We start from the raw sequence: 23,579 nt of genomic DNA, 5'->3' as shown, positions 1-23,579 counted from the left end.
CCTGAATGAGAGCTCTCGCCCTCTTGCTGCTCCTCTGGACTTCCCACGCTGCCGCCCAGACGCCGCCCCCTGCGCAGGCGGATGGCGGCACGTCGCCGCCCGCACAGGGCGTGCTCACCAAGCCACCGGCGATCGTGCGCCAGGTGGAGGCCGCGTACCCCCCGGAGGCGCTGCAGCAGCAGCTCTCGGGCACGGTGCAGCTGCAGGTGGACATCTCCGAGACGGGCGCCGTCACGGACGTGCAGGTGCTCGAGCCCGCGGGCCACGGCTTCGACGAGGCCGCGGTGGCCGCGGTGCGCCAGTTCCAGTTCAGCCCGGCAGAGGTCGACGGCGTGCCCGCGCCGGTGCGCATCACCTACGCGTACCAGTTCGTCTGGCGCGAGGTGCCCCCGGCCGAGGCGCCCGCGAGCAGCAGCGCGAAGCAGGAGGGGCCGGTGAACCTGAGCGGCCAGGTGTTCGAGCGCGGCACGCGCCGCACCCTGGCGAACGTGGAGGTGGGGCTGCCCGGGCTCGAGCGCAGCACCAGCACGGACGCCGAGGGGCGCTTCGCGTTCCGCGACGTGCCGGTGGGCGAGGTGGAGGTGGTGGCGGTGAGCAGCGCGCACCAGCGCTTCACCACGAAGGAGACGGTGAGCGCGGGGCAGGAGACGCGCGCGAAGTACTACCTGCAGCGGCGCTACTTCAGCCCCTACGAGACGGTGGTGCGCAGCGAGCGCGAGAAGAAGGAGGTCACGCAGACCAGCCTGCAGGTGGCCGAGGTCCAGCGCGTACCGGGCACGCAGGGTGACACGCTCAAGGTGGTGCAGAACCTGCCGGGCGTGGCGCGCCCCGCGTTCAACGGCGGCGCGCTCGTCATCCGCGGCACCAGCCCCGAGGACTCGGGCGTGTTCCTGGACGGCCAGCGCATCCCGCTGCTCTACCACTTCGGCGGGCTCACCTCCGTGTACAACTCGGAGCTGCTCGAGACGGTGGACTACCTGCCCGGCACCTTCTCCAGCTACTACGGCGCGGCGATCGGCGGCATCATCGACGTGAAGAGCCGCGCGCCGAAGTCGGACCGCTTCCACGGCACCGCGGGCGTGAACCTGCTGGAGAGCAACCTCGTGCTCGAGGGGCCGCTCTCGGACACGCTCAGCGTCGCGGTGGCCGGGCGCCGCTCGTACATCGACGTCGTGCTCGCCGCGCTGCCGGAGAGCGTGAAGGGCGACTCGCTCACCGCGGCCCCGCGCTACTACGACGCGCAGCTGCAGGTGGACTTCCACCCCAAGTCGCGCCACTCGCTCAACCTGCAGGGGCTCATCTCCAACGACCGGCTGGGGCTCGTCTTCAAGCGGCCCGCGGAGCAGGACCCCAGCGTGCAGGGCAACCTGGACATCCGCACCGGCTTCAAGCAGCTGCGCCTGCGCCACGAGTACAAGGGCGAGCGGCTGCACCTGGACACCATCGGCCTGGTGGGCACCACGCTGCTCAGGTTCGACATCGGCGCCACGCGCGGGCTGCTCATCGACGCCACCGAGACCAACCTGCGCTCCAGCGCGGACTACACCCTGGGCGAGCGCGCCGTGCTCGCGGCCGGCATCGACGTGCGCAACACGCGCGCGCACGTGAAGGCCGCCATCCAGATGGGCCCGCGCGAGGGCGAGCCCTTCCGGCCCACGGTGACCGAGGAGATCCTCACCACCGACGCCATCTACAACCAGTACTTCCCGGCGGCGTGGACCGAGCTGCGCCTCAAGCCGCTCGAGCGGCTGCTGCTGGTGCCGGGCTTCCGCTTCGAGGCGTACCGGTTCACCGACCAGCAGCACGTGGACTACACCTACAACCCGCGCCTCGCCGCGCGCTACGGGCTCACGGACACGGTGACGCTCAAGGGTGGCGTGGGGCTCTACTTCTCGCCCCCGCAGCAGGGTGACCCCACGGAGGTGTTCGGCAACCCGGAGCTGCGCTCCAAGCGCAGCGCGCAGCTCAGCCTCGGCAGCGAGTGGCGCCCGGCGGAGGCGTGGTTCGTCTCCGGCGAGGTCTTCTACAACCGGCTCACGCGGATGATCGTGAGCACGGACGCCACGGTGGAGCGCGACGGGCAGCAGGTGCCCCTGAACCTGGACAACGGCGGCGTGGGCCGCGTCTACGGCGCCGAGGTCTTCGTCCGCCGCCAGCTCACCGAGCGCTTCTTCGGGTGGCTCGCGTACACCCTGAGCCGCAGCGAGCGGCGCGACCAGCCGGACGCCAGCTACCGCCTCTTCGACAACGACCAGACCCACGTGCTCACGCTCATCGCGAGCTACAAGCTGCCGCGCGGCTGGGAGCTGGGCGGCCGCTTCCGCTTCTCCAGCGGCAACCTCAACACGCCGGTGGTGGGTGCGCGGCGCGACGACCTCTCGGACGTGTTCATCCCCATCTTCGGCGCGGTGAACAGCGAGCGCGTGCCCAACTTCCACCAGCTCGATGTGCGCGTGGACAAGAACTTCATCCACGACACCTGGACGCTGGACCTCTACGTGGACGTGACCAACGCGTACAACCGCGCCTCGGTCGAGGGCGTGACCTACAACTACAACTACACCCAGCGGGCCTACTTCAAGGGCCTGCCGCTGCTGCCGGTGTTCGGCGCCAAGGCGACCTTCTGATGAAGCGCACCTGCCTCCTGCTCGCGCTCGCGGCGCTGTGTGCCGCGGGCTGCAACGACAACGACTTCGAGAAGCAGAGCGAGCTCAAGCGCGTGCGCGTGCTGGCCATCAAGGCCGAGCCCGCGGAGCTCGCCTTCACGGACGCGGGCACCCTGCCCGCGCCCGTCACCTTCGACGCGCTCACCTTCGCGCCCGGCGGCGCGCCCGTCAGCGTGACGTACGCGCTGTGCGGGCCCGGAGATGCCTTCGCGCAGGGCTTCGAGTGCCCGGGCAAGGACGGGCTCACGCTGAGCGGCGGGCGGTTGGATCTCTCCGACCCCGCGGTGCAGCAGGTGCTCGCGCAGCTCGCCGCGGCCATCGGCGGAGGCGGCGTGGACGCGGGCGGAGGCGGCGGGGATCTGCAGGAGGCCCTGCGCGTGGGCATCCCGCTCTTCGTGGGCTACGAGGCGAGCGACGGCACGGGCACGGAGGCGGGCACCGAGCGCGGCGTGCGGCGCATCACGCTGCGCCAGACGGCCCAGCCCAACCAGAACCCGGTCATCACGGACGTACAGCTCGCGGACGGCGGCGTGGCCACGCAGCTGCCCGGAGACCGCGAGGTGCTGCTGCAGCCGCGGCTCGCCGAGGGCAGCCTCGAGCAGTACACCGCGGCGGACGGCGGCGTCGTCAGCGAGCAGCCCTTCTACAGCTGGTACGCCACGGGGGGAGAGCTGCAGCAGCTGCGCAGCATCGAGCCCGCGAACGGGCTGCCCGGGGACCCCACGGTGGAGTACCAGACGCCGGCGAGCGCGCAGCGCGTGACCTTCTACGTGGTCGCGCGCGACGAGCGCGGCGGCGAGGGCTGGCTGGTGCGCGAGGTGGACGTGGCCGCGCCGGTGACGACCACTCCCTGAGGGCTGCGCGCGGCGCTCAGGGCTTCGGGGCGTCGGGTGCAGCGGAGCCGCCGGTGCCCTGCTGCTGCGAGGCGCCCGGCTTCACCCACTGCGCGAGCTGCTCCACGCCGCGGCCCGCCTTGGCGAGGCCCTCGCCCACGTCGGTGGCGCCCTTCGAGCCGCCCTCGATGAGGCTGTCGGCGAGCTTGCGGGTGTCACGCACGCTCGCCTGCACCGCGCGCTGCGCCTCCTGGCCGCTCCAGCGCGCCGCCTCGTCCGTGTAGAGGGCGGTGAGGCGCAGCTCGTGGCCCGCGCGCGCCTCCTCCTTCGAGCTCCAGGCCTGCTCCGCGCGCTGGAAGTGGTCCTGGGCGAGCGCGTGCTCGGCGCGCGCGAGCGGCTCCGAGAGCTGCTTGGCGCTGCGCACCGTGCCCTGCTCGAGCCCGCGCTCCAGCTGCCGCACCTCGCGCGCCGCGTCCGTCAGCCCCTGGCGGGAGGCCGCGGGTGCCTGCTCCGCGCGCAGCTCGAGCACGGCCACGGCCTTGCGCAGATCCTTGGCCGCGGCATCGCGGTCCTTGGCCACCTTGGACTTGGCCATCGTGAAGTAGTCGTGTGGGACCTCGGCGAGGGCGATCCATCGGTCCTCCATCACCTCCTCACCCGCCGCCGGCTCGAGCGTGGCCGCAGGGGCCTTGGCCGCGGGCTTCGGCGCCTGTGCGAAGGCGGGGACGGCAGAGAGGACGAAGAGAGCGGCAGCCAGGCGGGGTAGGGCGCGCATGCGAGGAACCTCCGGGAGGGTAGGGGCGTCCCCCCAAGCTGAGGCCGCCGCCCAGGCCTGGCGAGGGGCAGCCGGGGGCGTGCGGCCTACCCGCGCTGCGCCTGCATGAAGAGCGAGCAGGTAGAGGAGTCGTCTCTACGTCCCTCGCCAACACGGTCCACCGCGGGGAACGGTGGACGCGAGGGCGATGCAGTCACCCGGCGCGACAGTGCGGCGGCGCGGGCCGGCGAGTGCGCGAGCCGGGGACATCGTTGCGCTGGTACCGGGCTGCCCTGAGCACGGCTCACGCGAGAGTGGCGCGAGGGGCACGGCCTCGAGAAGGAGAGGCCGGGAGGGAACGGGGCTTTTCCAGCTGGGTGAAGCCGTCCACGACGCGTGGGACGGCTGTCCCGAAAGGAGACACCCTCCCGGGCGCGGACCGGCGCGTGATGCAAAAAGGTAAAATCCTATTTTACGTTTTTGCGCGACGCGCGCCGCCGCTCCCGAGCCGGCCCACACGCAGAGTGAAGTGCTTTCCCCTGTGTTTCCCCTGAGCGCAGCGTGCCGGCAGCGCCCCGCCGCGAAAGGCTGAGGCGATCCGCTACCCTTCCGGTCCCGGCGCCCCTCCCTGCCGCGAACGCACCGGCCCCGTTGCCGTGCGAAGCCGCTCAGCCGTTGGAGGTCAGCCGCCGCGTCTACCTTGAGGCATGCCCCGCGTTCGCGCTGACGGAGTGAAACCAGACTGGCGGCAGCTCGAAGCCGTCGCGTTGTCCCAGGAGGGCTACTTCAGCCTCCGGCAAGCCGCGGCATGCGGAATCAGCCGCCAGTTGCTGCGGCACCGCATCCACGTGGGCACCGTGCGGCGTGCCGGGAGAGCTGCATTTCAGCTCTCACACTTCACTCCTTCACCCGAAGAGGCCTCAATCGAGGCGTGGCTCTGGAGCGGAGGACATGGGGTGCTCAGCCATCACACGGCGTTGTGGCTCCATGGCCTGCTCGATGTACGGCCCGCGCACGTGTACCTGGTCGTCCCGTACGCTTGGAGAAGGCTAAGACTCGCCCGTCCGCGTGGGGTGAAGCTCTTCTTCGGTGCGATCGCGGACCATCAGCGTGTCGGCCGTGCGCCATTGCCATTCACGCCGCTCGACGTGTCGCTCATCGACGCCGCGGACTGCTGGCTCGAGCCAGCGCTGGTGGAGTCCGCCTTCGCGCATGCATTGGAGTGGGGCCTGCGGCACGCCGGCTTGCTGGCGGCGTGGTTACGCCCGGGTCACCCGCTGTACGCCCGCTACCGTGCTGCGTCGGAGTACGCGAGTTGTGAGGAACGTCAGTAAGGGCGCGCGCTACTCCGCGCGCGCCTGGGCTGCCGCGAGCCGCTTCGCCTGGCCCACGAGCGCGACGAACTCGTGGCGGTAGCCGAGCGGGTCGTCCTTGAGGCCGGGCTTCGCGAGCTGCAGCACCATGTCCCACGAGGCATTGCCGCGGTTGGGCGAGTCGCGCAGCAGCATGCCGAAGGCGGCCACGCTCGCGGCGAAGCGCGTGTCCACGGAGGTGCGCTCGAGCGGCGTGCCCCAGCCGGTGAGCGACTCGCTGAGCACCTGGCTCTGCTGCGCCTCCGGCTCCTTGTAGCGCACCTTCACGGTGAGTAGCTCGTCGCTCCCGGTCGCGCCCGGCGGCGCCACGGGCTGCGCGTAACGCCGGGGCTCGAGCTTGGGGTCGTTCGGCGCGTCCGCACCCACCAGCGTCACCTCGTAGAGCGCGGTGACGGTGTGCCCCGCGCCCATGTCGCCCGCGTCCTTCGTGTCGTCCTTGAAGTCGCGCGCCGCGAGCCGGCGGTTCTCGTAGCCCAGCAGCCGGTAGGTGCTCACGCGCGCCGGGTTGAACTCCACCTGCACCTTCACGTCCTTGGCCACGGTCTGCAGGGTGCTCCCCAGCTGCTCCACCATGACCCGGCGCGCCTCGAGGAGGCTGTCCACGTACGCGTAGGTGCCGTTGCCGTGGTCCGCGAGCGCCTCGAGGTTCCCGTCCCGCAGGTTGCCGTTGCCGACGCCCAGCACGCTGAGGAACACGCCGCTCTTCGCCTTGCGCTCGATGAGGCGGGTGAGCTCCGCCACGCTGCTCGCCCCCACGTTGAAGTCGCCGTCGGTGGCCAGCACGACGCGGTTGATGCCGCCCTTCACGAAGCCCTGGGCCGCCGCCTTGTACGCGAGCTCGAGGCCTCCGGCGCCGTTGGTGGAGCCGCTGGGCACGAGGCGCTCCAGCGCCTCGAGGATGTCCTCGCGGTGCGCGGCGCGCGTGGGCGGCAGCACCACCTTCGTGCCATCCGCGTAGGTGACGAGCGAGACGCGGTCGCGGTCCTCGAGCCCCGCCACCAGCATCTCCAGGCCGCGCTTCACCAGCGGGAGGCGGTCGGGCGCGTCCATCGAGCTCGAGACGTCCACGAGGAAGACGAGGTTCGCGGCCGGGCGCTCGTGGCGCTCCACCTCGCGGCTCTTGAGCGCGATGCGCACGAGCCGGTGCTCGGGCGCCCACGGAGCGGGCATCGCCTCGAGGTGCAGCGCGAGGGGCTGGGGGCCTCGCGGAGCCGGGTAATTGTAGCTGAAGGCGTTGACCAGCTCCTCGAGGCGCACGGCGTCGCTCGGCGGCAGCCGGCGCTCATTGAGCATCCGCCGGGTAAAGGCGTACGAGGCCGTGTCCACGTCCACCCCGAAGGTGGAGAGCGGCGCCTGCTGCACGGCGAGGAAGGGGTTCTCGGCGAAGGACGAGAAGGTGTTGCCGCTCGAGGAGAACAGCTCACGCACCGAGCGCCCCCGACCCGAGTAGCCGAGGCCAGCGATGCCGATGGCGCGTCCGCCAAGGTCGATCCCGCCCGTACCGGTTCCGCGGCCGCTTCCCATCCCGCCGAGGCCGATGGCTCCGCCGCCTGCGCCGGTGCCACGCCCGCCCAGCCCGCCACCGCTGACGTCCTTGCCGAACGCTGCGCCCTCTGCGTCCTTGATGCCGGAGCCGAGCCCCCCGGGACCGAAGACGTCCGAGACCCTGCTGCTCCCGAGCGCTTCATTCACCGCAGCGGAGCCGCTCTTGCCGGAGTCCTCGTGCTTCGTGCCGAGCTCTTCCGCTTTCGCGCCCTCATCCGGCACCTGCCGGTCGACGCGGGGTGGGGCCGCGGCCGGCGCAGCCTGCTGCGGGGACGGCTTCTCCTGCTGACACGCAGCGAGGCCGAGGACGAGGCACGCGAAGCTGAAGCGGGGGAGAGGGCGCATGAGGCGACTCTGGGCACAGGGTGCAGGTAGGCCGCGAGGACCCCTGCGCGAGATGTGCGAAGCGCCGGACGCTCCGCCCCGCTGCTGTGTGGCAGTGGATTTCCCGTCAGGCTGCGCGCGCTTCACGTCCGCACGGCACGCACGCTGTCTGCGGGCGGGAGCAGGGCGCTAGAGTCGCCCCGTGCCGACCGCCCGCGCGAACCCGTCCCGCCTCCTGGCCGCCCTGTTGCTGTGCACTTCGTTGAGCGGCTGCATCCCGAACGACGACCAGACGCCGGACGACTCGGGGACGCCGGACGCAGGCGGCGGTGACGACCCCGGAGCGGAGGGGCAGGCCTGGCTCGACGCCCACAACCCGGTGCGCGCGCAGGCCTCGCCGGCCCCGGTGCCCGCGCTCGCGCCGCTCACCTGGTCGGCCAGCGCCGCGAGCGTGGCGAAGTCCTGGGCGGAGAACTGCAACTACGCGCACAACCCGAACCGCGGCACCCGGGGCGAGAACATCGCCGCCTTCACCGCGGCCGGGCAGACCCCGCTCATCGTCGTCAACCTCTGGGCGAAGGAGAAGAGCGACTACGACTACGCGAGCAACAGCTGCGCGTCGGGGAAGCAGTGCGGCCACTACACGCAGATCGTCTGGCGGGGCACCACCCAGGTGGGGTGCGCGAGCGCGAAGTGCACCCAGAACTCGCCCTTCCAGGGCTTCAGCACCTGGTACTTCTTCGTCTGCGACTACGCCCCGCCGGGCAACTACGTGGGCGAGCGGCCCTACTGAGCCGCGCCAGCCTGGCTGCAGGCCGGTAGGCGCGCGGAGTGCAGAAACGGCTTGGCCAAGGGGCGGGGAAGCCCGCTATACGCCTGCGCGCAACCCCACACGCACACGAGGTAGCAGCCCATGGCGCGGGTCCTGTACGGCAAACCGGTGGTCGAGGAAATCGAGCGGCGGGTGCGCCCCGAGGTCGAGGCGCTCAAGGCGCGCCACGGCATCACCCCCACGCTGGTGGTGGTGCAGGTGGGCGGCGACCCCGCGAGCACCCGCTACGTGGGGCGCAAGCTGCAGTCCTGCGAGAAGCTGGGGATGCGCGCCCTCCACCACATCCTGCCCCCGGAGATCTCCGTCGAGGCCCTGCGCGACGAGGTGGCGAAGGTGGGCGCGCGCACGGACGTGCACGGCGTGCTCGTGCAGCTGCCCCTGCCGCGCAGCATCGAGGAGCCGGACCTGCGCAACGGCGCGGACCCGCTCGACAAGTTCGACGTGCTGGACGCGATCCCCCCCGAGAAGGACGTGGACGGCATCGCGGGCGGCTCGGTGCCCGAGCTCTACCGTGCCCGCACGCGGCGCCTGCGCTACCTGCCCTCCACCGCGCTCGCGGTGAAGCGGCTGATGGACCACTACCGGGTCGAGACGCGCGGCAAGCGCGCCGTGGTCATCGGGCGCAACGACATCACGAGCAAGCCCATCATGCTGATGCTCGGCGGGCGCATGTGCGACGCGGCCGTCACCTGGCTGCACCGCCACGTCTCCCCGGAGCTGCAGAAGGAGGCGCTGCAGCGCGCGGACATCGTGGTCTCCGCGGTGGGGCGCGCCGACTACCGGCTCACGCCCGAGCTGCTCAAGCCAGGCGTGGTGCTCATCGACGTGGCCACCCGCGTGACGGACGAGGGCAAGCTGGTGGGGGACGCGGACTACGAGCCGGTGAGCCAGCTCGCCTCCGCCATCACCCCGGTGCCCGGCGGCGTGGGCCCCGTCACCGTGGCCGCGCTGATGGAGAACACCCTGCGCGCGGCCCGCTTCGCTGCGGGCGAGACGGCCCTGGGCTACGACTTCTACCCAGGGCCCGCGCTCGAGTAGCGCCTAGCCGATGCGGCGCGGCTCCTCGAGCTGCTCCGCATTCTCCGCGGGCTCGAGGTCGCGCTCGCCGAGGTTCGTCCCGCCGATCCAGCGGGTGCGGTCGAAGGCGTCCAGGTTCTTGTTCGCCACGATCTGGAAGCAGGTGCTGCTGCCCTGCTGGGCGATGTGCACGCTCCAGCCGAGGAACACCTGCCACAGGCGGAACCACCACTCGCCGTAGGTCTGGGTGACCTGCTCGCGGTGCGCCATCCAGTTGTCGTACCAGCGCGAGATGGTGAGCGAGTAGTGGATGCCCACGTTCTCCACGCTGTGCACCTCGAAGCCCGCCTTCTCCATGTTCTCCACCACGAAGGAGAGCGGCATCGAGGCGTCCGCGCCGGGGAAGATGTACTTGCTCATGAAGAGCCCCCACACCAGGTCCTCGATGTGGAAGCCCAGCGCGCCCTGCTTCGCGCGAAGCCCTGCGATCTGCAGGTAGAAGAGGCCGTCGTCCGCGAGCAGCCCGTACACCTGGCGCATGAACTTCTGGAAGTTCTTCACGCCCACGTGCTCGGCCATCTCGAGGCAGGAGATCTTGTTGTACGGCCCCGCCGGGATGTCGCGGTAGTCGAGCGTGAGGATGCGCGCCTTGTCCTGCACGCCGTACTGGGCGATGCGCTCGGTGCCGAAGGCGGCGCCCTTCTCCGCGATGGTGATGCCGGTCGCGTCCACGCCGTACTGCTTCGCCGCGGTGGCGACCAGCGTGCCCCACCCGCAGCCGATGTCCAGGTAGCGCTCGCCCTGCTGCAGCTGCATCTTCTCGCAGACCAGTTGCATCTTCTGGTCCTGCGCCTGCTCGAGCGTCTGGCCCTTCTGGGTGAAGAAGCCGGAGGTGTAGATCATCCGCGGCCCGAGGAAGGCGGCGAAGAAGTCGTTGCCCCGGTCGTAGTGCTCACGCCCGATGCGCACGTCCTGCGCCTGCGTGTGCAGCGTCACCTCGGGCAGGAAGTTCGTGAACATGAACTTCAGGTGGTCCGCCACGATGCGGTAGCTCGCCACGTGGGTGCGCTGGCCGATGAAGTCGCGGAAGTCCCCCTCGATGTCCAGGCGGCCGTGGATGTAGTCCTCGATCAGGGTGGTGATCGGAACCTTGCCGGCGGCGTAGCGGGCGCGGACCTGCTCGGTCGGACGGAGGGCAAACGGCTTCAGGCTCTGCATGGGCAGGAGACTCCAGGGGCGGGGCGGCTGCGACGAAAGCCACCACAGGGGCGCACGACGCCTGGAGCGCGCCGGCAAGAAGAACGGCTGATTTCCGGTTTCAAGGAAGCTTAACCGAACCCGCCTCCCGCCCCCGTCATTCCGCAGCCCCTTTCGATAGTTGCAATGATGCGCATGGACGTATAGTTAAAGCCCCGTGCCCTCTGCGACTGCCCACAAGAGCCCGGTGAAGAGCCCCCCGGCCGGCCCCACCGTGGGGCTGTCCCGGGTGGAGCTGTACCGGCTGCTCGCGGACCCGGGGCGCCTGCAGCTGCTCGCGCTGTGCGCCGCGGAGGCGCTCTCGGTAGGCGAGCTCGCGGCGGTGCTGCGCGACAGCCAGCCCCAGGTGAGCCGGCGCGCGGCGCCCCTGCGCCAGGCGGGGCTGCTCTCGGCGCGCCGCGACGGCACCCGCACCTGGCTCGAGGCGGAGCTGGGGGAGCAGCCGCTGGACCCGGTGCTGGCGGACGCGCTCGCGGAAGGCCAGCGCCTGTGCCGCGAGGACGGCAGCCTCGCGCGCATGGCCGCGGTGGTGGCGGCGCGCGAGGAGCGTGGCCAGGCCTTCTTCGAGGCGGCCCCGGCAGAGCCCGCCGCGAGCGCGCACCCCACGCACCTCGCGCCGCTCGCCGCGCTCGCGCCGCTCTTGCCCGGCCGCGCGCTCGCCGTGGACGTGGGCGCGGGAGACGGGCCCTTGCTGGACGTGCTCGCGCCGCTCTATGGCCAGGTGCTGGCGGTGGAGCGCAGCCGGGCGCGGCTCGCCGCCTGCGCCGCGCGCGTGGCCGAGCGCGGGTACGCGAACGTGGGGCTCATCGCGGGCAGCTACGAGGACCCGGAGCTCGCGCGGCGCGTCTCGGCCGCGGGCGGCGCGGACCTCGTCTTCGCCAGCCGCATCCTCCACCACGCGAGCCGCCCCACCCAGGCGCTCGCCTCCTTTGCCCGCCTGCTCAAGCCCGGCGGCCACCTCGTGGTGCTCGACTACGCGCCCCACGAGGACGATGAAATGCGCGAGGCGCAGGCGGATGTTTGGCTCGGGTTCAGTCCGGCCGAGCTGGCCGCGCGCATGGGCGAGGTGGGCCTGGAGGTGGTGGCGGAGCTGCCCATCCCGGCCCCCCTGCATCCCGGCGGCGAGGACGCGCACCTCGCCTGGCACGCCGTCGTCGCGCGCGCACCGCTTTCGCAACCCTCACTCAGCACGCCGCACTAAGGAGCCCGTCCCCATGCAACACCGCACCCAGTTCCCCGCCCACAAGATCGCCGACATCTCCCTTGCCGCCTGGGGCCGCAAGGAGATCTCCATGGCCGAGAAGGAGATGCCCGGCCTCATGTCGCTGCGCGCCCAGTACAAGGGCAAGGCGCCGCTCAAGGGCGCGCGCATCGCGGGCTCCCTGCACATGACCATCCAGACGGCCGTGCTCATCGAGACGCTCAAGGACCTGGGCGCCGAGGTCACCTGGACCAGCTGCAACATCTTCAGCACCCAGGACCACGCGGCCGCCGCCATCGCGCAGGCGGGCATCCCCGTGTTCGCCTGGAAGGGCGAGACCGTGGAGGAGTACGACTGGTGCCTCGAGCAGCAGATCTACGCCTTCGAGGGCGGCAAGGGCCCGAACATGCTGCTGGACGACGGCGGCGACCTCACCATCCTCGTGCACCAGAAGTACCCCCAGCTCTTCGAGGGCAAGGACGGCATCAAGGGCCTCTCCGAGGAGACCACCACAGGCGTTCACCGGCTCTACGAGATGAGCAAGGCGGGCAAGCTCAAGTGCCCCGCCATCAACGTGAACGACTCGGTGACCAAGTCGAAGTTCGACAACCTCTACGGCTGCCGCGAGAGCCTGATGGACGGCATCAAGCGCGCGACCGACACCATGGTCGCGGGCAAGGTCGTGGTCGTCGCGGGCTACGGCGACGTGGGCAAGGGCTGCGCGGACAGCGCCCGCGGCCTCGGCGCGCGCGTGCTCATCACCGAGATCGACCCCATCTGCGCGCTGCAGGCCGCGATGGAGGGCTACCAGGTCGTGACCATGGAGGACGCCGCCCCCGTGGGTGACATCTTCGTCACCGCGACCGGCTGCGTGGACGTCATCACCGGCGAGCACATGAAGGTGATGAAGGACGAGGCCATCCTCTGCAACATCGGCCACTTCGACTCCGAGATTCAGATCTCCTGGCTGGAGAAGCACCCGGAGATCAAGGAGGAGAACATCAAGCCGCAGGTGGACCACTTCATCTTCCCGGACGGCAAGCGCCTCACGGTGCTCGCGCGCGGCCGCCTGGTGAACCTGGCCTGCGCCACCGGCCACCCCTCCTTCGTGATGAGCAACTCCTTCACCAACCAGGTGATGGCGCAGCTCGCGCTCTGGGGCGCGGAGAACCACGGCCAGAAGTTCGAGACCGGCAAGGTGTACGTGCTGCCCAAGAAGCTGGACGAGATGGTGGCCCGGCTGCACCTGGAGAAGGTGGGCGCGAAGCTCACCACGCTCTCCAAGGCGCAGGCGGACTACCTCGGCGTCGCCGCCGAGGGCCCCTTCAAGCCCGAGCACTACCGCTACTAGTCAGCGCGCAGGGTGAAACACCGGAGCCCCGGCCTCTCGCTCGAGAGCCCGGGGCTTCGCCGTTGTTGCAACCCGGTTACCCCTTCTTGCGGAAGCTCGCGAGCACGGCCACCGGCCGCACCCCCGCGGCCTGCAGGGCCACCAGGTAGCCCAGGGCGAACACGAGGCTCGCGGTGACGAGCGGCAGCGCGCGGCCCAGCATCCCCCCGGACAGCGGCAGCTCCGGGGACAGCGCCCGCATGAGCGGGATCGCGAGCCCGGCGGCGACCGCGGCGCCCAGCGCCTGCAGGAGCTCGCGGCGCGGCAGCAGCCCGCGGAAGGTCACGGTGTGCCCCGGCGAGGACAGCGCCCGCGGCACGCGCGAGAGCAGCACCGCCTTGCCGATGGCCTCCGCGCCCACCCAGCTGAGGATGCCGCCCATCATCCCGAGCCCCTTCACGCCGAAGTACACGAGCGGCACCGTGGCGAGCGCCTTGACGAGGTAGGCGCGGAAGATGTGGCGCGTCTCCTTGCGCGCGCGCAGCACGCCGTCCACCGGCAGGATGGAGAGCGCCACCCCGAGCACGCTCACCCGGAACAGGGGCACGGCGGCGAGGAACTTCTGGCCGAACAGCGCGCCGATGAACTCGGGCGCCGCGGCGCACAGGAACGCGGCGAGCGGGAAGAAGGCGAGCGAGAGCTTCGCCACGCTCTCGCGGAACAGCGCCACGCCCTCGTGCACGCGCCCCTCGTGGTCCAGCTCGCCCAGGCGCACCATCAGCACCTCGCTGATGGGCGTGTAGAGCAGGTCCACGATGGGCAGCTGGAAGCAGGCCACCGCGTAGATGGCGAAGGCCTCGGGGCTGGTGAGGCTGCTCACCGCGAACTGGTGCGCGTACTGCTGCGGGATGCCCAGCAGCATCGCGGCGCCGAAGGGCGCGGCGTACACCAGCTGCTCCTTGAAGAAGCGCGCGTTCCAGAGCGCGCCCTTGCCGCTCTTGAGCACCAGCGTCCACGCGGCCGCGTAGCGCAGGGCCGCGTACGCCGCCACCGCCACCATCAGCCCGTGCAGCCCGTAGCCCAGCAGCACCGGCACCACCATGGCGAGCGCGCGCACGGCGTCCGACACGAGGTAGGCGAGCGCCGCCTGCTTCGTGCGCCCCTGGGTCATCAGGGAGATCTCCAGCGTGAAGCTGGCCATCATGCACACCAGGTACACCGCCTGGCTCCAGCGGTAGTTCGCCAGGTCCGGGTTGTGGAAGTGGCGCGCGAGCGCCCCGGTGGCGAGCCCCAGCACCCCGGCCGCCACCGCCCCGGTGACGGTGAGGAAGAGCAGCGTCTGGCCGAAGTAGGGGCGCTTGTCCTCGGCGCGCGGCACGAAGAAGTAGAGCGCCTGCGCCATCCCGAAGGGCAGCACGTAGTACAGCGTCATCAGGATGAGGAAGAGCTGCTTGTAGGTGCCGTACTCGCTCAGCGCCATGGTGCGCGCGAGCACCAGCGGGATGCTGAGCGTGAGCAGGGCGGTGAAGCCCCGCGCGAGCACCAGCGGCCCCACCTTGCCGAAGAAGGACTGGGTCTGCGTCTGCACTGCGTGACTCATGGGGCTCTCAGGTGTCTCCGTGGGCAACGGCGTGGCCATCGGTGTGGCCGTGAGGGTGCGCGAGCTGGCTCAGCTCCTCGCGGGTGAAGGGCACCTGCTCGAAGAGCGAGAGCCCCGCGTCCAGCGTGCAGCCCCCCTCCAGCGCCATGCTCCAGCTGCCCGTGCTCAGCAGGTGACGCAGCACCGCGCCCAAAGACCCGAGTGCTTCCCGCTCCTGACCGTCCCGACGACCGTCCATCGCCCACCTCCGGTTCCAGGACCCGCGCACGTGCAGGTGGGATGCCACGGCTGGGTAGCGGCGTGGACACTGTGGGGAGCCCTGCGGCACAGGGCGGGCAGGTGGCAGGCGTGGCTGTACGTCGGAACTTCTTACGGAGCGTTGGGCAAAGGGCAGTGCATCCGGCGCAAGGGGGCACGGGGCCCCCGCGCAGGGTTGCTGATCGCCTGCACGCTGCACACGGTGGTGCCCGGACGGACGACACGAACGAACAGCACGACGATGACGTCGAGAGGTGCAGCACCCATGCGGATCGGCATTCTGATGAACCTGGCCCCGCGCAAGCTGGGCTCCTTCGAGGGGTGGATCGTGGCGCTCGCGCGCGAGGCGCGCCGGCGCGGCCACGCGCTGGACGTGTTCGGGCGCACGCCCGCGCACCCCACCTTCCTCCAGCAGCTCGAGGAGCTGGGCGCAGGCTGGTTCGACGTGAAGGAGCTCGAGGCGGCGCTCATCCCGGGCATCGCGCGGCTCTCGCGCTACGACGTGCTGCACGTGAACATGTACGTGCCGCGCAGCCGCATCGCGCTCATGGCCTATGCGGCCTACCCCGCGCGCGTCGTCTTCGTGGACCACACCTCGGGCCCCGTGCCCTCCACCGCCGCGCCCGAGCGCCCGCTCGCGGCGCTGCTCAAGCGCGCGGCGGACGCCGTCACCATGGTGCGCGTGGACAGCATCGCGGGCGTGAGCGACTACGTGCGCGAGCGCAACATGAAGCGCTGGCGCCTGCCGGCCGAGCGCGTGCGCACCATCTACAACGGCGTGGACACCCGCCGCTTCCTCTCCAAGGAGGAGTTCTTCTCCACCGCGCCGCAGCCCACGCCGGCGCAGCCCGAGCGCGTGCAGCTCACCACCGTGGCCTACCTCATCAAGGAGAAGGGCGTGCACAGCCTGGTGCAGGCCATCTCCCGCATGCAGCACGGCGCCCGGGTGCACCTGCGCGTGGTGGGCGACGGCCCCGAGCTGCCGCGGCTCAAGGCGCTGGCCGAGTCGCTGGGCCTGGGCGAGCGCGTGGAGTTCGCGGGGCTGCGCGACGACGTCCACGCGCTGCTCGAGAAGACGGACATCTTCGTGCACCCGGCCATCTGGGCGGAGGCCTTCGGGCTCACCATCGCCGAGGCGATGAGCAACGGGTGCGCCGTGGTGGCCAGCCGCATCGGCGGCATCCCCGAGCTCATCGCGCACGGGCAGACGGGGCTGCTCTTCGAGCCGGGCAACGTGGCGGACCTCGCGCAGCAGCTGGACAGCCTGGTGCAGAACCCCGCGCTGCGCCGCAGCCTCGGCCGCGCCGCGCGCGCCCGCACCGAGGAGCGCTTCAACCTGAGCAGCTGCGCGGAGCAGCACATCGGCTGGTGCGAGGAGGCCTTCGTGCGCAAGGAGCGCCGCAGCCGCCTCCCGCTGCCGTAGCGCTCGAGCCCGCGCGTCTGCCTGCCTGCCCTCCGGCCTGGCCAGCCTGAATTCTTTTTAGGCGGAATCAGGCCCACATTCGTTTGCACTACAACCTTTTGCGTCGCCTGCGCATCCCGCGCGGCCGCCGCAAGGGGTTGTGGATGCACTTTCGTACGCGCCTGCTCGGTCTCCTGGTCATCGCCTCGGGCGCGCTGAGCGCCTGCCAGCAGGGCGGTGGAGCAGACACCCAGGCACCGGACTCCCTGAGCGGCGAGACGACGGCGCCGGGGAACACCGCGCCGACGGCGCCGACCACGCCGGGCACCGGCACCGGGACGGGCACGGTGACGACGCCCCCCACCACCACCCCGACGCCCACGCCCACCCCTGCGCCCGCGGTGAAGTACACGCGCGAGTGGGTGGTGGCGCCCACCGGCAGCGACAGCAGCGCGGGCAGCGCGGCGGCGCCCTTCCGCACCATCGGCAAGGCGCTGAGCGTGGTCTCTCCAGGTGAGCGCATCACCGTGAAGGCCGGCACCTACGCGGAGCGCATCAGCATCGAGGACTCCGTGAAGGCGGGCACGCAGTCCGCCCCCATCCGGCTGCAGGGCGAGGGGATGCCCAGGATCGTCCCCGGCAACAGCAGCTCCTCGATGGTCGCCGTCCGCAAGCCCTACTGGCAGCTCGACGGCTTCGACGTGGACGCGCAGGGCACCAACAAGCTCGGCGTCGTCTTCTACGACGCGACCACCACGGGCTCGGTGCTCTCCGGCTCCAAGGTGCACAACGGCAAGGCGGGCGCCGCGGTGACCACCTTCCAGTACGCGACCGGCGTCACCATCGAGAACAACGAGATCTACGACTACTGGATCGACGGCCAGGACAGCCACGGCGTGCTGGTGCAGTACTCGAGCAAGGACATCACGGTCCGCGGCAACAAGATCCACAACGTCTCGGGTGACTCGGTGCAGTGCATCGGGCCCGAGGACTACAGCACCCTGCCTCCGGCGGACGGCGTCCTCATCGAGGGCAACGACATGTCCGCGAACTACGAGAACGGGTTCGACATCAAGACTTGCTACAACGTGACGATCCGCAAGAATGTCATCCACGACTTCACGCAGACCGGCGGCTGCTCGGGCGTGGTGCACATGTCCGCGGCGAACGTGCTCATCGAGGACAACGACTTCTTCAACGTGGGCAAGGCGATCGCCATCGGTGGCAACCACTACGGCCCCGTCCCCAACAAGGTCGTGGTGCGCAAGAACCGCATCCGGGACGTCATCAAGGACAGCACCCGCGAGGGCAACGCGATCCGCCTGGAGAACTCGGAGAGCGCCGAGGTGGTGAACAACACCATCATCCGCGTGGGTAACGCCGCGGTGATGCTGGGCGGCGGCACGGGCGGCGCGACGAGCAACCTCAAGGTCTACAACAACATCCTGCAGGGCGCCGAGGCGCTGCACGTGGGCTCGATGGCACCGGGCCTCTCGGCGGGCAACAACCTGTACGTGAGCAGCGCGAAGTTCTACGTGAGCGGCTCGGGCACGCTGGGCTTCTCGGCGTGGACGGGGCTGGGCAAGGACGTGGGCTCGGTGGAGGGTGCGCTGGAGCTGTCCACGGACGGCCTCTTCACGCCCGGCGCGAACGCGGTCGACCGCGGCCGCAACCTGGGGCTCGCCTACTGCGGCGCGGCGCCGGACCTCGGCGCGGTCGAGACCGGCTGCCCGTAACGCCAGGTGCCCTCTCTCCCGCTGGGAGAGGCGCCCCCGTGTCCCCCGCCTCCCCGGGTGGACGCGGGGGCATTTTTTTTCGCCTGCGCACAGAGCGCCGCAACGCGCTTGTCCCTGCGCGGGCCGCCTGCTTTCGTCCTGCGCGTGCAGAGGCCACTCACGAGCGTGCAGAAGGGGCTGGGGATGGGCGTCCTGCTGGTGCTCACCAGCGCGGCGCTGCTCGTGCGCACTGGGGCCGCGGACGTCGACCGCTGGAGGAGCCTCCTGGCGATCCTCTGCGGAGCGGCCGCCATCGGCTGCTTCCTCGGCGCCTTCCTCTCCCCGCCGCGCTAGCCGAGCGCCGCGCTCGCGCGTCCCAGGCCCTCGGCCACGGAGGTGAACGCGTCCGCGGTGCGCACGCGCGCCTCGCCGAAGCGGCGCACGAAGCGCTCGCGCACGGCGGGAATCTGCGAGGAGCCGCCGGTGAGGAACACCGCGTCGATGCTCCCGGCATCCGCGTGCCGCTCCACCAGGCCCGCGGCGCACGCGTCGAGCTCCTGCAGCAGCGGCTCGCAGAAGCGGTCGAACTGCGCGCGCGTGATGCGCTCGCGGATGTGGATGCGCGCCTCCTCGAAGTGCAGCTCCGCCTCCTCGTCGCGGCTGAGCCGCACCTTCACCGCCTCGATGGCGCGAAAGAGCCGGTAGCCCAGGTTCTCCATCACCAGGTCGTGCAGCGCCTGAATCGCCTGCGGCCGGTCGCTCGTCTCGAGCATCTCGTCGATGAGCTGCTGCGTGGCCTTCTCGCGGATGAAGGACATCTCGTGCCAGCTCAGCAGCTTGCCCAGCACGTGCTGCGGGATGGGCAGGCGCTTCTGGCTGAAGGAGCCGCGCACCTGGTAGCTCGTCCCCGCGCCGAAGTGGGGCAGGAGCGCGTGGCGCATGATCTCCGCGTCGAAGCGGTCTCCGCCGATGCGCAGGCCGGTGCTGCCCACCACGTCCGGACGCCGGTCCTTCGCGCCCCGGCGCGTGGGCCCCAGCCGCATCAGCGTGAGGTCCGTGGTGCCCGCGCCGAAGTCCGCCACCAGCACCAGCTCGTCCCGCGTGAGGCTGGCCTCGTACGCGAGCGCCGCCGCGATGGGCTCGATGAGGAACTGCACCTCGGTGAAGCCCGCGAGGTGCGCCGCGCGCAGGAGCCTCCCTTCCGCGAGCGCGTCCGCCGCGGGCTCGTGGCTGAAGAGCGCGGGGCGCCCCAGCACCACGCGCTCGGGCAGGGCCCCGCTCTCGCGCACGCGCCGGAGCAGCAGCGCCACCAGGTCCTCGATGCTCCAGGTGCGCCCGCGGATGAGGGTGCTCTGGAAGGAGCGCGTGTGCAGGAAGCTCTTCACCGACTGGATGAAGCGGCCCGCGTTGTCCTCGAGGTAGCGCGCGATGGCGCCCGCGCCCGCGTACACCTCGCGCTCGTCCTCCGGGAAGAAGAGCACCGAGCGGAAGAGCCGCGCCTCCTCGGCCTGCGGCGCCACGCGCAGCACGGTGCCGTCCGGCAGCGCGGCCGCCGTGTTGCTGGTTCCAAAGTCGAGGCCGCAGGCGCGCGGGGGCACTGACGGGGGCACCGAAGGGAGGGCAGGGGGACTCATGGGGGGGCCGGCGTTTAGAGCAAAACCCCCGGCCTGCCCAGCCCCATGCGCACCCCCGCCGCGCAGCCGGGCGGGCACGGGCCCCGAGGCCCGCCCGTCGCCCCATTGGCGTGGGGTCCACCCACCCCAAGCTTTAGCGCTGTCCACGTTTCGACACGCACTGACCGTGTCAGGAGAAGAGCATGCGCAAGCGCTACGGGTGGTTGTCGGCGGGCCTGGTCGCCCTCTTGGCGGTGGGCTGTAACGAGCAGGGCAAGAGCAACTCCAACGGGAAGAACGACGCGCAGGACCAGGCACGCGCCCGGGTGGAGCAGGCCCAGAAGAAGACCGAGGACGCCTTCGACCAGGCGAAGAAGGCGCAGTCGGACGCGACCGACCAGCAGAAGAGCGCCGCCCAGGCCCAGCAGGACGTGGAGAAGGCGCGCAAGGATCTCCAGGAGGCCCAGGCCAAGGCCCAGAAGGAGACCCAGGAGGCGCAGCAGAAGCAGCAGAGCGCGCTGCAGCAGAGCCAGCAGGCGCAGAGCACCGCCACCCAGTCCCAGCAGCAGGCGCTGCAGGCCCAGCAACAGGCGCAACAGGAGGCCACCCAGCGCCAGCAGCAGGCGGCGCAGGCCCAGGCCCAGGCGGGCCAGCAGGCGCAAGCGCAGCAGGACCAGCTCGCGCAGCAGAACCAGCAGGTGCAGCAGCAGGTGAAGACGGCCCAGCAGCAGCAGGCCGCGCAGCAGCCCGCGGCGGGAGACCAGGCCCAGGGCACGGGCGGCTCGGGCGCCGCGGGTGAGCAGACCGTCACCCTGGACGTGGTGAAGGCGAGCGACCAGGAGCTGGTGCTCGGGCAGCGGGGCGAGCCCAGCATGCGCCTCACGCTGAACCCGCAGACGCAGGTGCTGGTGGACGGCCGCGCCGCGCGTGCCACCGACATCCAGGAGGGCGCGCAGGTGCGCGCCTCCTACCGCAGCGAGAACGGCCAGCAGGTGGCCACGCGCATCGACGCGAAGAGCGCGGCGAACGTGGTGCCCGCGAACCCCCAGACGGGCGAGTCCGCGAAGCCCGCGAAGTAGCCTGAGAGGGGCCTAGGGCCGCCGCGACTCGGCGACGAGCGCGCCGGCGGCCTTGGCCCCCTCCCAGCCCAGCACCTCGGCGTCCTTGTTCGCGAGCGCGACGACGGCGAGGAAGAAGTGGGCGATCTCGTCCAGCTCGCGGCGCGAGACGTCCTGCAGGCGCAGGATCTGCTCGTCGCGCGGCGCCGCCACCGGCACGCACAGGAGCCGGTCGTTGCGCTCGCGCCCGCCACCCTTCGCGCGCTGCTCCACCTTGAGCAGCCCCACCGCGCGGCAGGGCAGCACCACGCCCGGGTAGCTGGAGACGTCCCAGCGCACCAGCGCGTCCAGCGGGTCACCGTCCGGGCCGCGCGTGCCGGGGATGAAGCCCCAGTCGTAGGGGTAGCGCAGCCCGAGCACGAGCGGGCGCGCCACGGTGAAGGCGCCCAGCTTCGGCTCGAACTTGAGCTTCACGGTGGAGCCGCGCGGGCTCTCCACCACCACGTGCACGCTGCCCCCCTTGCCGTAGGTGGGCAGCCCGGTGAAGTCCAGCCCCGCCACGGTGCTAGAGCGCCGCCGCGGCGCGCGCCGTGAGGCGGCGGGTGGCGCGCGCCGCCGCGAGCCCCGCCAGCGTGTAGTAGGCCACCGTGAGCAGCGCCGTGCGCGGCTGCGCGCGCGCCGGGCGCCTGCCGAGCCCGAGGTACGGCGGCAGCACCACCGCGCCCACTCCCGCGAGCACGCCGAGCGTGAGCCCACGCAGGTAGGGGCGGCGCGGCTTTCCCAGCGCGACGAGCGCGTAGAAGAGCGAGTTGGCCGCGAGGTCTCCGGCGAGCGCCTGGCGGTGCAGGCGCCTGCCGTGCGCGGGGCGCCGGCCCAGCAGGTGCGCGCCCTTCTTCAGCGCGCGCATCCCCAGCACGTCCATGCGCGGCGGGTCCTTCACCACGCGCCGCAGTCCCTCGTGCACCCCCGTCACCGTGAGCGCGCCGACGAGCCCCGGCCCCAGCGCGCGCAGGGCGAAGCGAGGTTCCTTCACGTGCTGCAGGTCCATGGTCGAGCCCCCCGGGTTCACTCTCCGAAGCTGGGGCCGGCAGGGCAGCGGGGCAGGCGCGCGCTGCGCGCCCGCACGCAGGGCAGTCAGGCGTGGCTGCGCCGCGAGTCGAGGAAGGCGAGCGCCGCCACCGCCACCAGCGCGAGGACGACACTGAGGATGAGCCCGGTGGCGTCGAGGCTGAACTGCGTCCCGCCGTGGTTCCGGTCCCCGAGGACACCGCCCAGATAGCCGCCGATGAGGCCCGCGACCATGCCTGCGATCGGGCCGACCTTGGTGGGCGCCGGCAGGATGGCGCGGGCCAGGAGCCCCACCACCATCCCCAGCCCGATGTAGACCAGTACCTCCACGGTGCACCTCCCTTGCGCGCGCGCAGGGGCCACCTGCTGCAGCGGGGCCCCACCGCGTGAGATGGGGATGCCCACCAGGCCCGGGAAAGGGGGCTCCGGGTGCAGGTCCGCCCCTCAGGTACCCGGGGAGGCAGGCGCGGCGTCTGCCGCTTCGAAAGTACAGAGCACCGGGAGGTGGTCCGAGCCGCCGCGCTCGAGCACCTCCACCCGCACGGGGCGCAGCCGCGCGCAGTGCACCACGTGGTCCAGCTGCAGGCGCACCGTGCCCAGGCGCGTGGGCCAGCGCCACGTGAGCTGGTGGGAGCCCAGCGCCGTGCTGAGCCCGCGGGCGCGCAGGTAGCCGAGCGCGCGCCCGTGCAGGTTCTCGTTGAGGTCTCCCACCACCAGCGTGGGCAGGCCCGGCTCGAGGCTCTGCGCGTGTGAGCGCACCTCGGCGAGCCGCACCGCGCGGCTGCCGAGCCAGCCGCGCAGGCTGGTGGCGCCCGAGGGCTCGATCTGGGGAAAGAGGTGCAGGTGCAGCGCCTGCACGCGGCCCAGCGGCGTTTCGAAGAGCAGACGCCACGCGGGCCACCACGCGCCGGGCGCGGCCGGCAGGTAGTCGCGCTCCTCGAAGGCCCAGCGCGAGAGCACCGCGAGGCCGCCCGCGCGGTCGCAGTGCCGGTAGCGGCGGTGCGGGTAGCGCCCGGCGAGCGCGGGCTCCAGCGCCGCCTCCCACGCCGCGTTCGTCTCCTGGAGGAACACGAGGTCCGCGTCCGCCTCGCCCAGCGCCGCGAGCGTGCGCGCGTCCCCCGCGCGCGCCCAGTTCACGTTGAGCGTGAGCACGCGCAGCTGCGCGCCGCGCGCAGGCTGCTGGGGCGCATCTTCGCAGGGCTCGGTGGGCTCGGGAGACAGCACGCTGCGCTCAACAGGGGCACGAGCACGCCCCTTCCGCGCGCTCGAGCGCGCGCGGCGGACTGACTTCGCGAGCGCGCGCCACACCCCCTTCCGTCCATCGCTTCACCCCAGTGCCGTCTCGATGCATCAGTGCTGGAATTCAGCATTAGCGGTATTTGCTAAATAAACTTGGGTTCAAGACTGGACACGGAATCATGGGATTAGGTACAAAGCCGAGTGCGAGTCGACCCTGCCGGGTCGAGGCGCACCTGCTGGCGTCGCTCACTGTGTCGAGCGACAGCCGTGGCTCTGGGCCGGGATCGGTGGAGCCTCTGCTTTGAGGAGTCTGAGTGAGTCCCCAGAAACTGTGGTTGGTGCTCGTCTTGTTGCCTTCGGGGCTGTCTATAGCTGTCTGTCCGCTCCGGTGACGGCACTCGTCAGCAGCGTTTGCAGTCTCGCAGATACCCATGGCCTTATTAAGGGTTTGTTGAAGAGCCCCGGTGACCTCGTCAAGGGACATGCTTCTGCTT

At 71.4% G+C, this 23,579-nt stretch carries 21 protein-coding genes; 11 read left to right on the top strand and 10 right to left on the bottom strand.

Annotated elements, in window-relative coordinates; all coding sequences use genetic code 11:
* The first annotated feature begins 5 nt into the window (after positions 1 to 5).
* Positions 6 to 2,627 (top strand): TonB-dependent receptor domain-containing protein, encoded by a 2,622-nt coding sequence (locus tag FGE12_RS11650; protein ID WP_153866499.1) that lies wholly within the window; start codon positions 6 to 8, stop codon positions 2,625 to 2,627.
* Positions 2,627 to 3,520, top strand: coding sequence for a hypothetical protein (locus FGE12_RS11645; RefSeq protein ID WP_153866498.1), 894 nt, complete (start codon positions 2,627 to 2,629; stop codon positions 3,518 to 3,520). The genes FGE12_RS11650 and FGE12_RS11645 overlap by 1 nt, the downstream gene beginning before the upstream one ends.
* Positions 3,521 to 3,536: 16 nt before the next feature.
* Here the strand turns inward: FGE12_RS11645 and FGE12_RS11640 are convergent, their stop codons facing one another.
* The gene (locus FGE12_RS11640; RefSeq protein ID WP_153866497.1) at positions 3,537 to 4,274 is read right to left on the bottom strand and encodes a hypothetical protein; all 738 of its coding nucleotides are present in this window, start codon (positions 4,272 to 4,274) and stop codon (positions 3,537 to 3,539) included.
* Between the two features lie 1,052 nt (positions 4,275 to 5,326).
* On the opposite strand from FGE12_RS11640, the gene FGE12_RS11635 reads away from it, so the two are divergent.
* Positions 5,327 to 5,587: a hypothetical protein gene (locus FGE12_RS11635; RefSeq protein ID WP_153866496.1), complete on the top strand. Its 261-nt coding sequence runs from the start codon at positions 5,327 to 5,329 to the stop codon at positions 5,585 to 5,587.
* Between the two features lie 9 nt (positions 5,588 to 5,596).
* Here the strand turns inward: FGE12_RS11635 and FGE12_RS11630 are convergent, their stop codons facing one another.
* A complete protein-coding gene (locus FGE12_RS11630; RefSeq protein WP_153866495.1) occupies positions 5,597 to 7,516 on the bottom strand; it encodes a VWA domain-containing protein in 1,920 nt (639 codons plus the stop codon).
* Between the two features lie 181 nt (positions 7,517 to 7,697).
* On the opposite strand from FGE12_RS11630, the gene FGE12_RS11625 reads away from it, so the two are divergent.
* Both FGE12_RS11625 and FGE12_RS11620 read left to right on the top strand, forming a co-directional pair.
* Positions 7,698 to 8,288: a CAP domain-containing protein gene (locus FGE12_RS11625; RefSeq protein ID WP_194797805.1), complete on the top strand. Its 591-nt coding sequence runs from the start codon at positions 7,698 to 7,700 to the stop codon at positions 8,286 to 8,288.
* Positions 8,289 to 8,408: 120 nt separating this feature from the next.
* Entirely contained in the window at positions 8,409 to 9,365 is a 957-nt protein-coding gene (locus FGE12_RS11620) for a bifunctional 5,10-methylenetetrahydrofolate dehydrogenase/5,10-methenyltetrahydrofolate cyclohydrolase (protein WP_153866494.1), read from the top strand.
* A gap of 3 nt (positions 9,366 to 9,368) precedes the next feature.
* Here FGE12_RS11620 and FGE12_RS11615 read toward each other — a convergent pair whose 3' ends face one another.
* Complete coding sequence (locus FGE12_RS11615; RefSeq protein ID WP_153866493.1) at positions 9,369 to 10,562, bottom strand: class I SAM-dependent methyltransferase; 1,194 nt, start codon at positions 10,560 to 10,562, stop codon at positions 9,369 to 9,371.
* Positions 10,563 to 10,758: 196 nt separating this feature from the next.
* On the opposite strand from FGE12_RS11615, the gene FGE12_RS11610 reads away from it, so the two are divergent.
* Together FGE12_RS11610 and ahcY are read left to right on the top strand one after the other, a co-directional pair.
* Positions 10,759 to 11,802 (top strand): methyltransferase, encoded by a 1,044-nt coding sequence (locus FGE12_RS11610; RefSeq protein WP_153866492.1) that lies wholly within the window; start codon positions 10,759 to 10,761, stop codon positions 11,800 to 11,802.
* Positions 11,803 to 11,815: 13 nt separating this feature from the next.
* Complete coding sequence (ahcY, locus tag FGE12_RS11605) at positions 11,816 to 13,153, top strand: adenosylhomocysteinase (protein ID WP_153866491.1); 1,338 nt, start codon at positions 11,816 to 11,818, stop codon at positions 13,151 to 13,153.
* A gap of 76 nt (positions 13,154 to 13,229) precedes the next feature.
* Here the strand turns inward: ahcY and FGE12_RS11600 are convergent, their stop codons facing one another.
* Both FGE12_RS11600 and FGE12_RS30015 read right to left on the bottom strand, forming a co-directional pair.
* Entirely contained in the window at positions 13,230 to 14,732 is a 1,503-nt protein-coding gene (locus FGE12_RS11600) for a lipopolysaccharide biosynthesis protein (RefSeq protein WP_153866490.1), read from the bottom strand.
* A 7-nt stretch (positions 14,733 to 14,739) separates the two neighbouring features.
* Positions 14,740 to 14,970 carry a hypothetical protein gene (locus tag FGE12_RS30015; RefSeq protein ID WP_194797804.1) on the bottom strand — a complete coding sequence of 77 codons (231 nt, stop codon included), beginning with the start codon at positions 14,968 to 14,970 and terminating at the stop codon, positions 14,740 to 14,742.
* 285 nt (positions 14,971 to 15,255) lie between these two features.
* Here FGE12_RS30015 and FGE12_RS11595 point away from each other — a divergent pair, with 285 nt between their 5' ends.
* From FGE12_RS11595 to FGE12_RS11585, 3 genes are all read left to right on the top strand, one after another.
* The gene (locus FGE12_RS11595; RefSeq protein ID WP_194797803.1) at positions 15,256 to 16,413 is read left to right on the top strand and encodes a glycosyltransferase; all 1,158 of its coding nucleotides are present in this window, start codon (positions 15,256 to 15,258) and stop codon (positions 16,411 to 16,413) included.
* A gap of 143 nt (positions 16,414 to 16,556) precedes the next feature.
* A complete protein-coding gene (locus FGE12_RS11590; protein ID WP_153866488.1) occupies positions 16,557 to 18,128 on the top strand; it encodes a nitrous oxide reductase family maturation protein NosD in 1,572 nt (523 codons plus the stop codon).
* Positions 18,129 to 18,272: 144 nt separating this feature from the next.
* Positions 18,273 to 18,461, top strand: coding sequence for a hypothetical protein (locus FGE12_RS11585; protein ID WP_153866487.1), 189 nt, complete (start codon positions 18,273 to 18,275; stop codon positions 18,459 to 18,461).
* On the opposite strand, the gene FGE12_RS11580 is transcribed toward FGE12_RS11585, so the two are convergent.
* On the bottom strand, positions 18,458 to 19,741 hold the full coding sequence (locus FGE12_RS11580) for an Hsp70 family protein (RefSeq protein ID WP_153866486.1): 1,284 nt from the start codon (positions 19,739 to 19,741) through the stop codon (positions 18,458 to 18,460). The two genes, FGE12_RS11585 and FGE12_RS11580, sit on opposite strands and share 4 nt — an antisense overlap.
* 182 nt (positions 19,742 to 19,923) lie before the next feature.
* Between FGE12_RS11580 and FGE12_RS11575 the strand changes: the two genes are divergently transcribed.
* The gene (locus FGE12_RS11575) at positions 19,924 to 20,799 is read left to right on the top strand and encodes a hypothetical protein (protein WP_153866485.1); all 876 of its coding nucleotides are present in this window, start codon (positions 19,924 to 19,926) and stop codon (positions 20,797 to 20,799) included.
* A gap of 12 nt (positions 20,800 to 20,811) precedes the next feature.
* On the opposite strand, the gene FGE12_RS11570 is transcribed toward FGE12_RS11575, so the two are convergent.
* From FGE12_RS11570 to FGE12_RS11555, 4 genes are all read right to left on the bottom strand, one after another.
* Entirely contained in the window at positions 20,812 to 21,339 is a 528-nt protein-coding gene (locus FGE12_RS11570) for an inorganic diphosphatase (protein ID WP_370458962.1), read from the bottom strand.
* Positions 21,340 to 21,343: 4 nt separating this feature from the next.
* A complete protein-coding gene (locus FGE12_RS11565; protein ID WP_153866484.1) occupies positions 21,344 to 21,826 on the bottom strand; it encodes a hypothetical protein in 483 nt (160 codons plus the stop codon).
* Between the two features lie 86 nt (positions 21,827 to 21,912).
* Entirely contained in the window at positions 21,913 to 22,176 is a 264-nt protein-coding gene (locus FGE12_RS11560) for a GlsB/YeaQ/YmgE family stress response membrane protein (protein ID WP_153866483.1), read from the bottom strand.
* A 114-nt stretch (positions 22,177 to 22,290) separates the two neighbouring features.
* Positions 22,291 to 23,070 (bottom strand): endonuclease/exonuclease/phosphatase family protein, encoded by a 780-nt coding sequence (locus FGE12_RS11555; protein ID WP_153866482.1) that lies wholly within the window; start codon positions 23,068 to 23,070, stop codon positions 22,291 to 22,293.
* Positions 23,071 to 23,579: the final 509 nt, after the last annotated feature.

The organism is Aggregicoccus sp. 17bor-14, assembly GCF_009659535.1.
Taxonomy (GTDB): Bacteria; Myxococcota; Myxococcia; order Myxococcales; family Myxococcaceae; genus Aggregicoccus.
This window is presented reverse-complemented; position numbering and strand designations above follow the sequence as displayed.

Coding starts and splice junctions, on each gene's coding strand:
- FGE12_RS11650 (WP_153866499.1), top strand. CDS start 6: ATGAGAGCTCTCGCCCTCTTGCTGCTCCTCTGGACTTCCCACGCTGCC.
- FGE12_RS11645 (WP_153866498.1), top strand. CDS start 2,627: ATGAAGCGCACCTGCCTCCTGCTCGCGCTCGCGGCGCTGTGTGCCGCG.
- FGE12_RS11640 (WP_153866497.1), bottom strand. CDS start 4,274: ATGCGCGCCCTACCCCGCCTGGCTGCCGCTCTCTTCGTCCTCTCTGCC.
- FGE12_RS11630 (WP_153866495.1), bottom strand. CDS start 7,516: ATGCGCCCTCTCCCCCGCTTCAGCTTCGCGTGCCTCGTCCTCGGCCTC.
- FGE12_RS11620 (WP_153866494.1), top strand. CDS start 8,409: ATGGCGCGGGTCCTGTACGGCAAACCGGTGGTCGAGGAAATCGAGCGG.
- FGE12_RS11615 (WP_153866493.1), bottom strand. CDS start 10,562: ATGCAGAGCCTGAAGCCGTTTGCCCTCCGTCCGACCGAGCAGGTCCGC.
- ahcY (WP_153866491.1), top strand. CDS start 11,816: ATGCAACACCGCACCCAGTTCCCCGCCCACAAGATCGCCGACATCTCC.
- FGE12_RS11600 (WP_153866490.1), bottom strand. CDS start 14,732: ATGAGTCACGCAGTGCAGACGCAGACCCAGTCCTTCTTCGGCAAGGTG.
- FGE12_RS30015 (WP_194797804.1), bottom strand. CDS start 14,970: ATGGACGGTCGTCGGGACGGTCAGGAGCGGGAAGCACTCGGGTCTTTG.
- FGE12_RS11595 (WP_194797803.1), top strand. CDS start 15,256: ATGCGGATCGGCATTCTGATGAACCTGGCCCCGCGCAAGCTGGGCTCC.
- FGE12_RS11590 (WP_153866488.1), top strand. CDS start 16,557: ATGCACTTTCGTACGCGCCTGCTCGGTCTCCTGGTCATCGCCTCGGGC.
- FGE12_RS11580 (WP_153866486.1), bottom strand. CDS start 19,741: ATGAGTCCCCCTGCCCTCCCTTCGGTGCCCCCGTCAGTGCCCCCGCGC.
- FGE12_RS11575 (WP_153866485.1), top strand. CDS start 19,924: ATGCGCAAGCGCTACGGGTGGTTGTCGGCGGGCCTGGTCGCCCTCTTG.
- FGE12_RS11565 (WP_153866484.1), bottom strand. CDS start 21,826: ATGGACCTGCAGCACGTGAAGGAACCTCGCTTCGCCCTGCGCGCGCTG.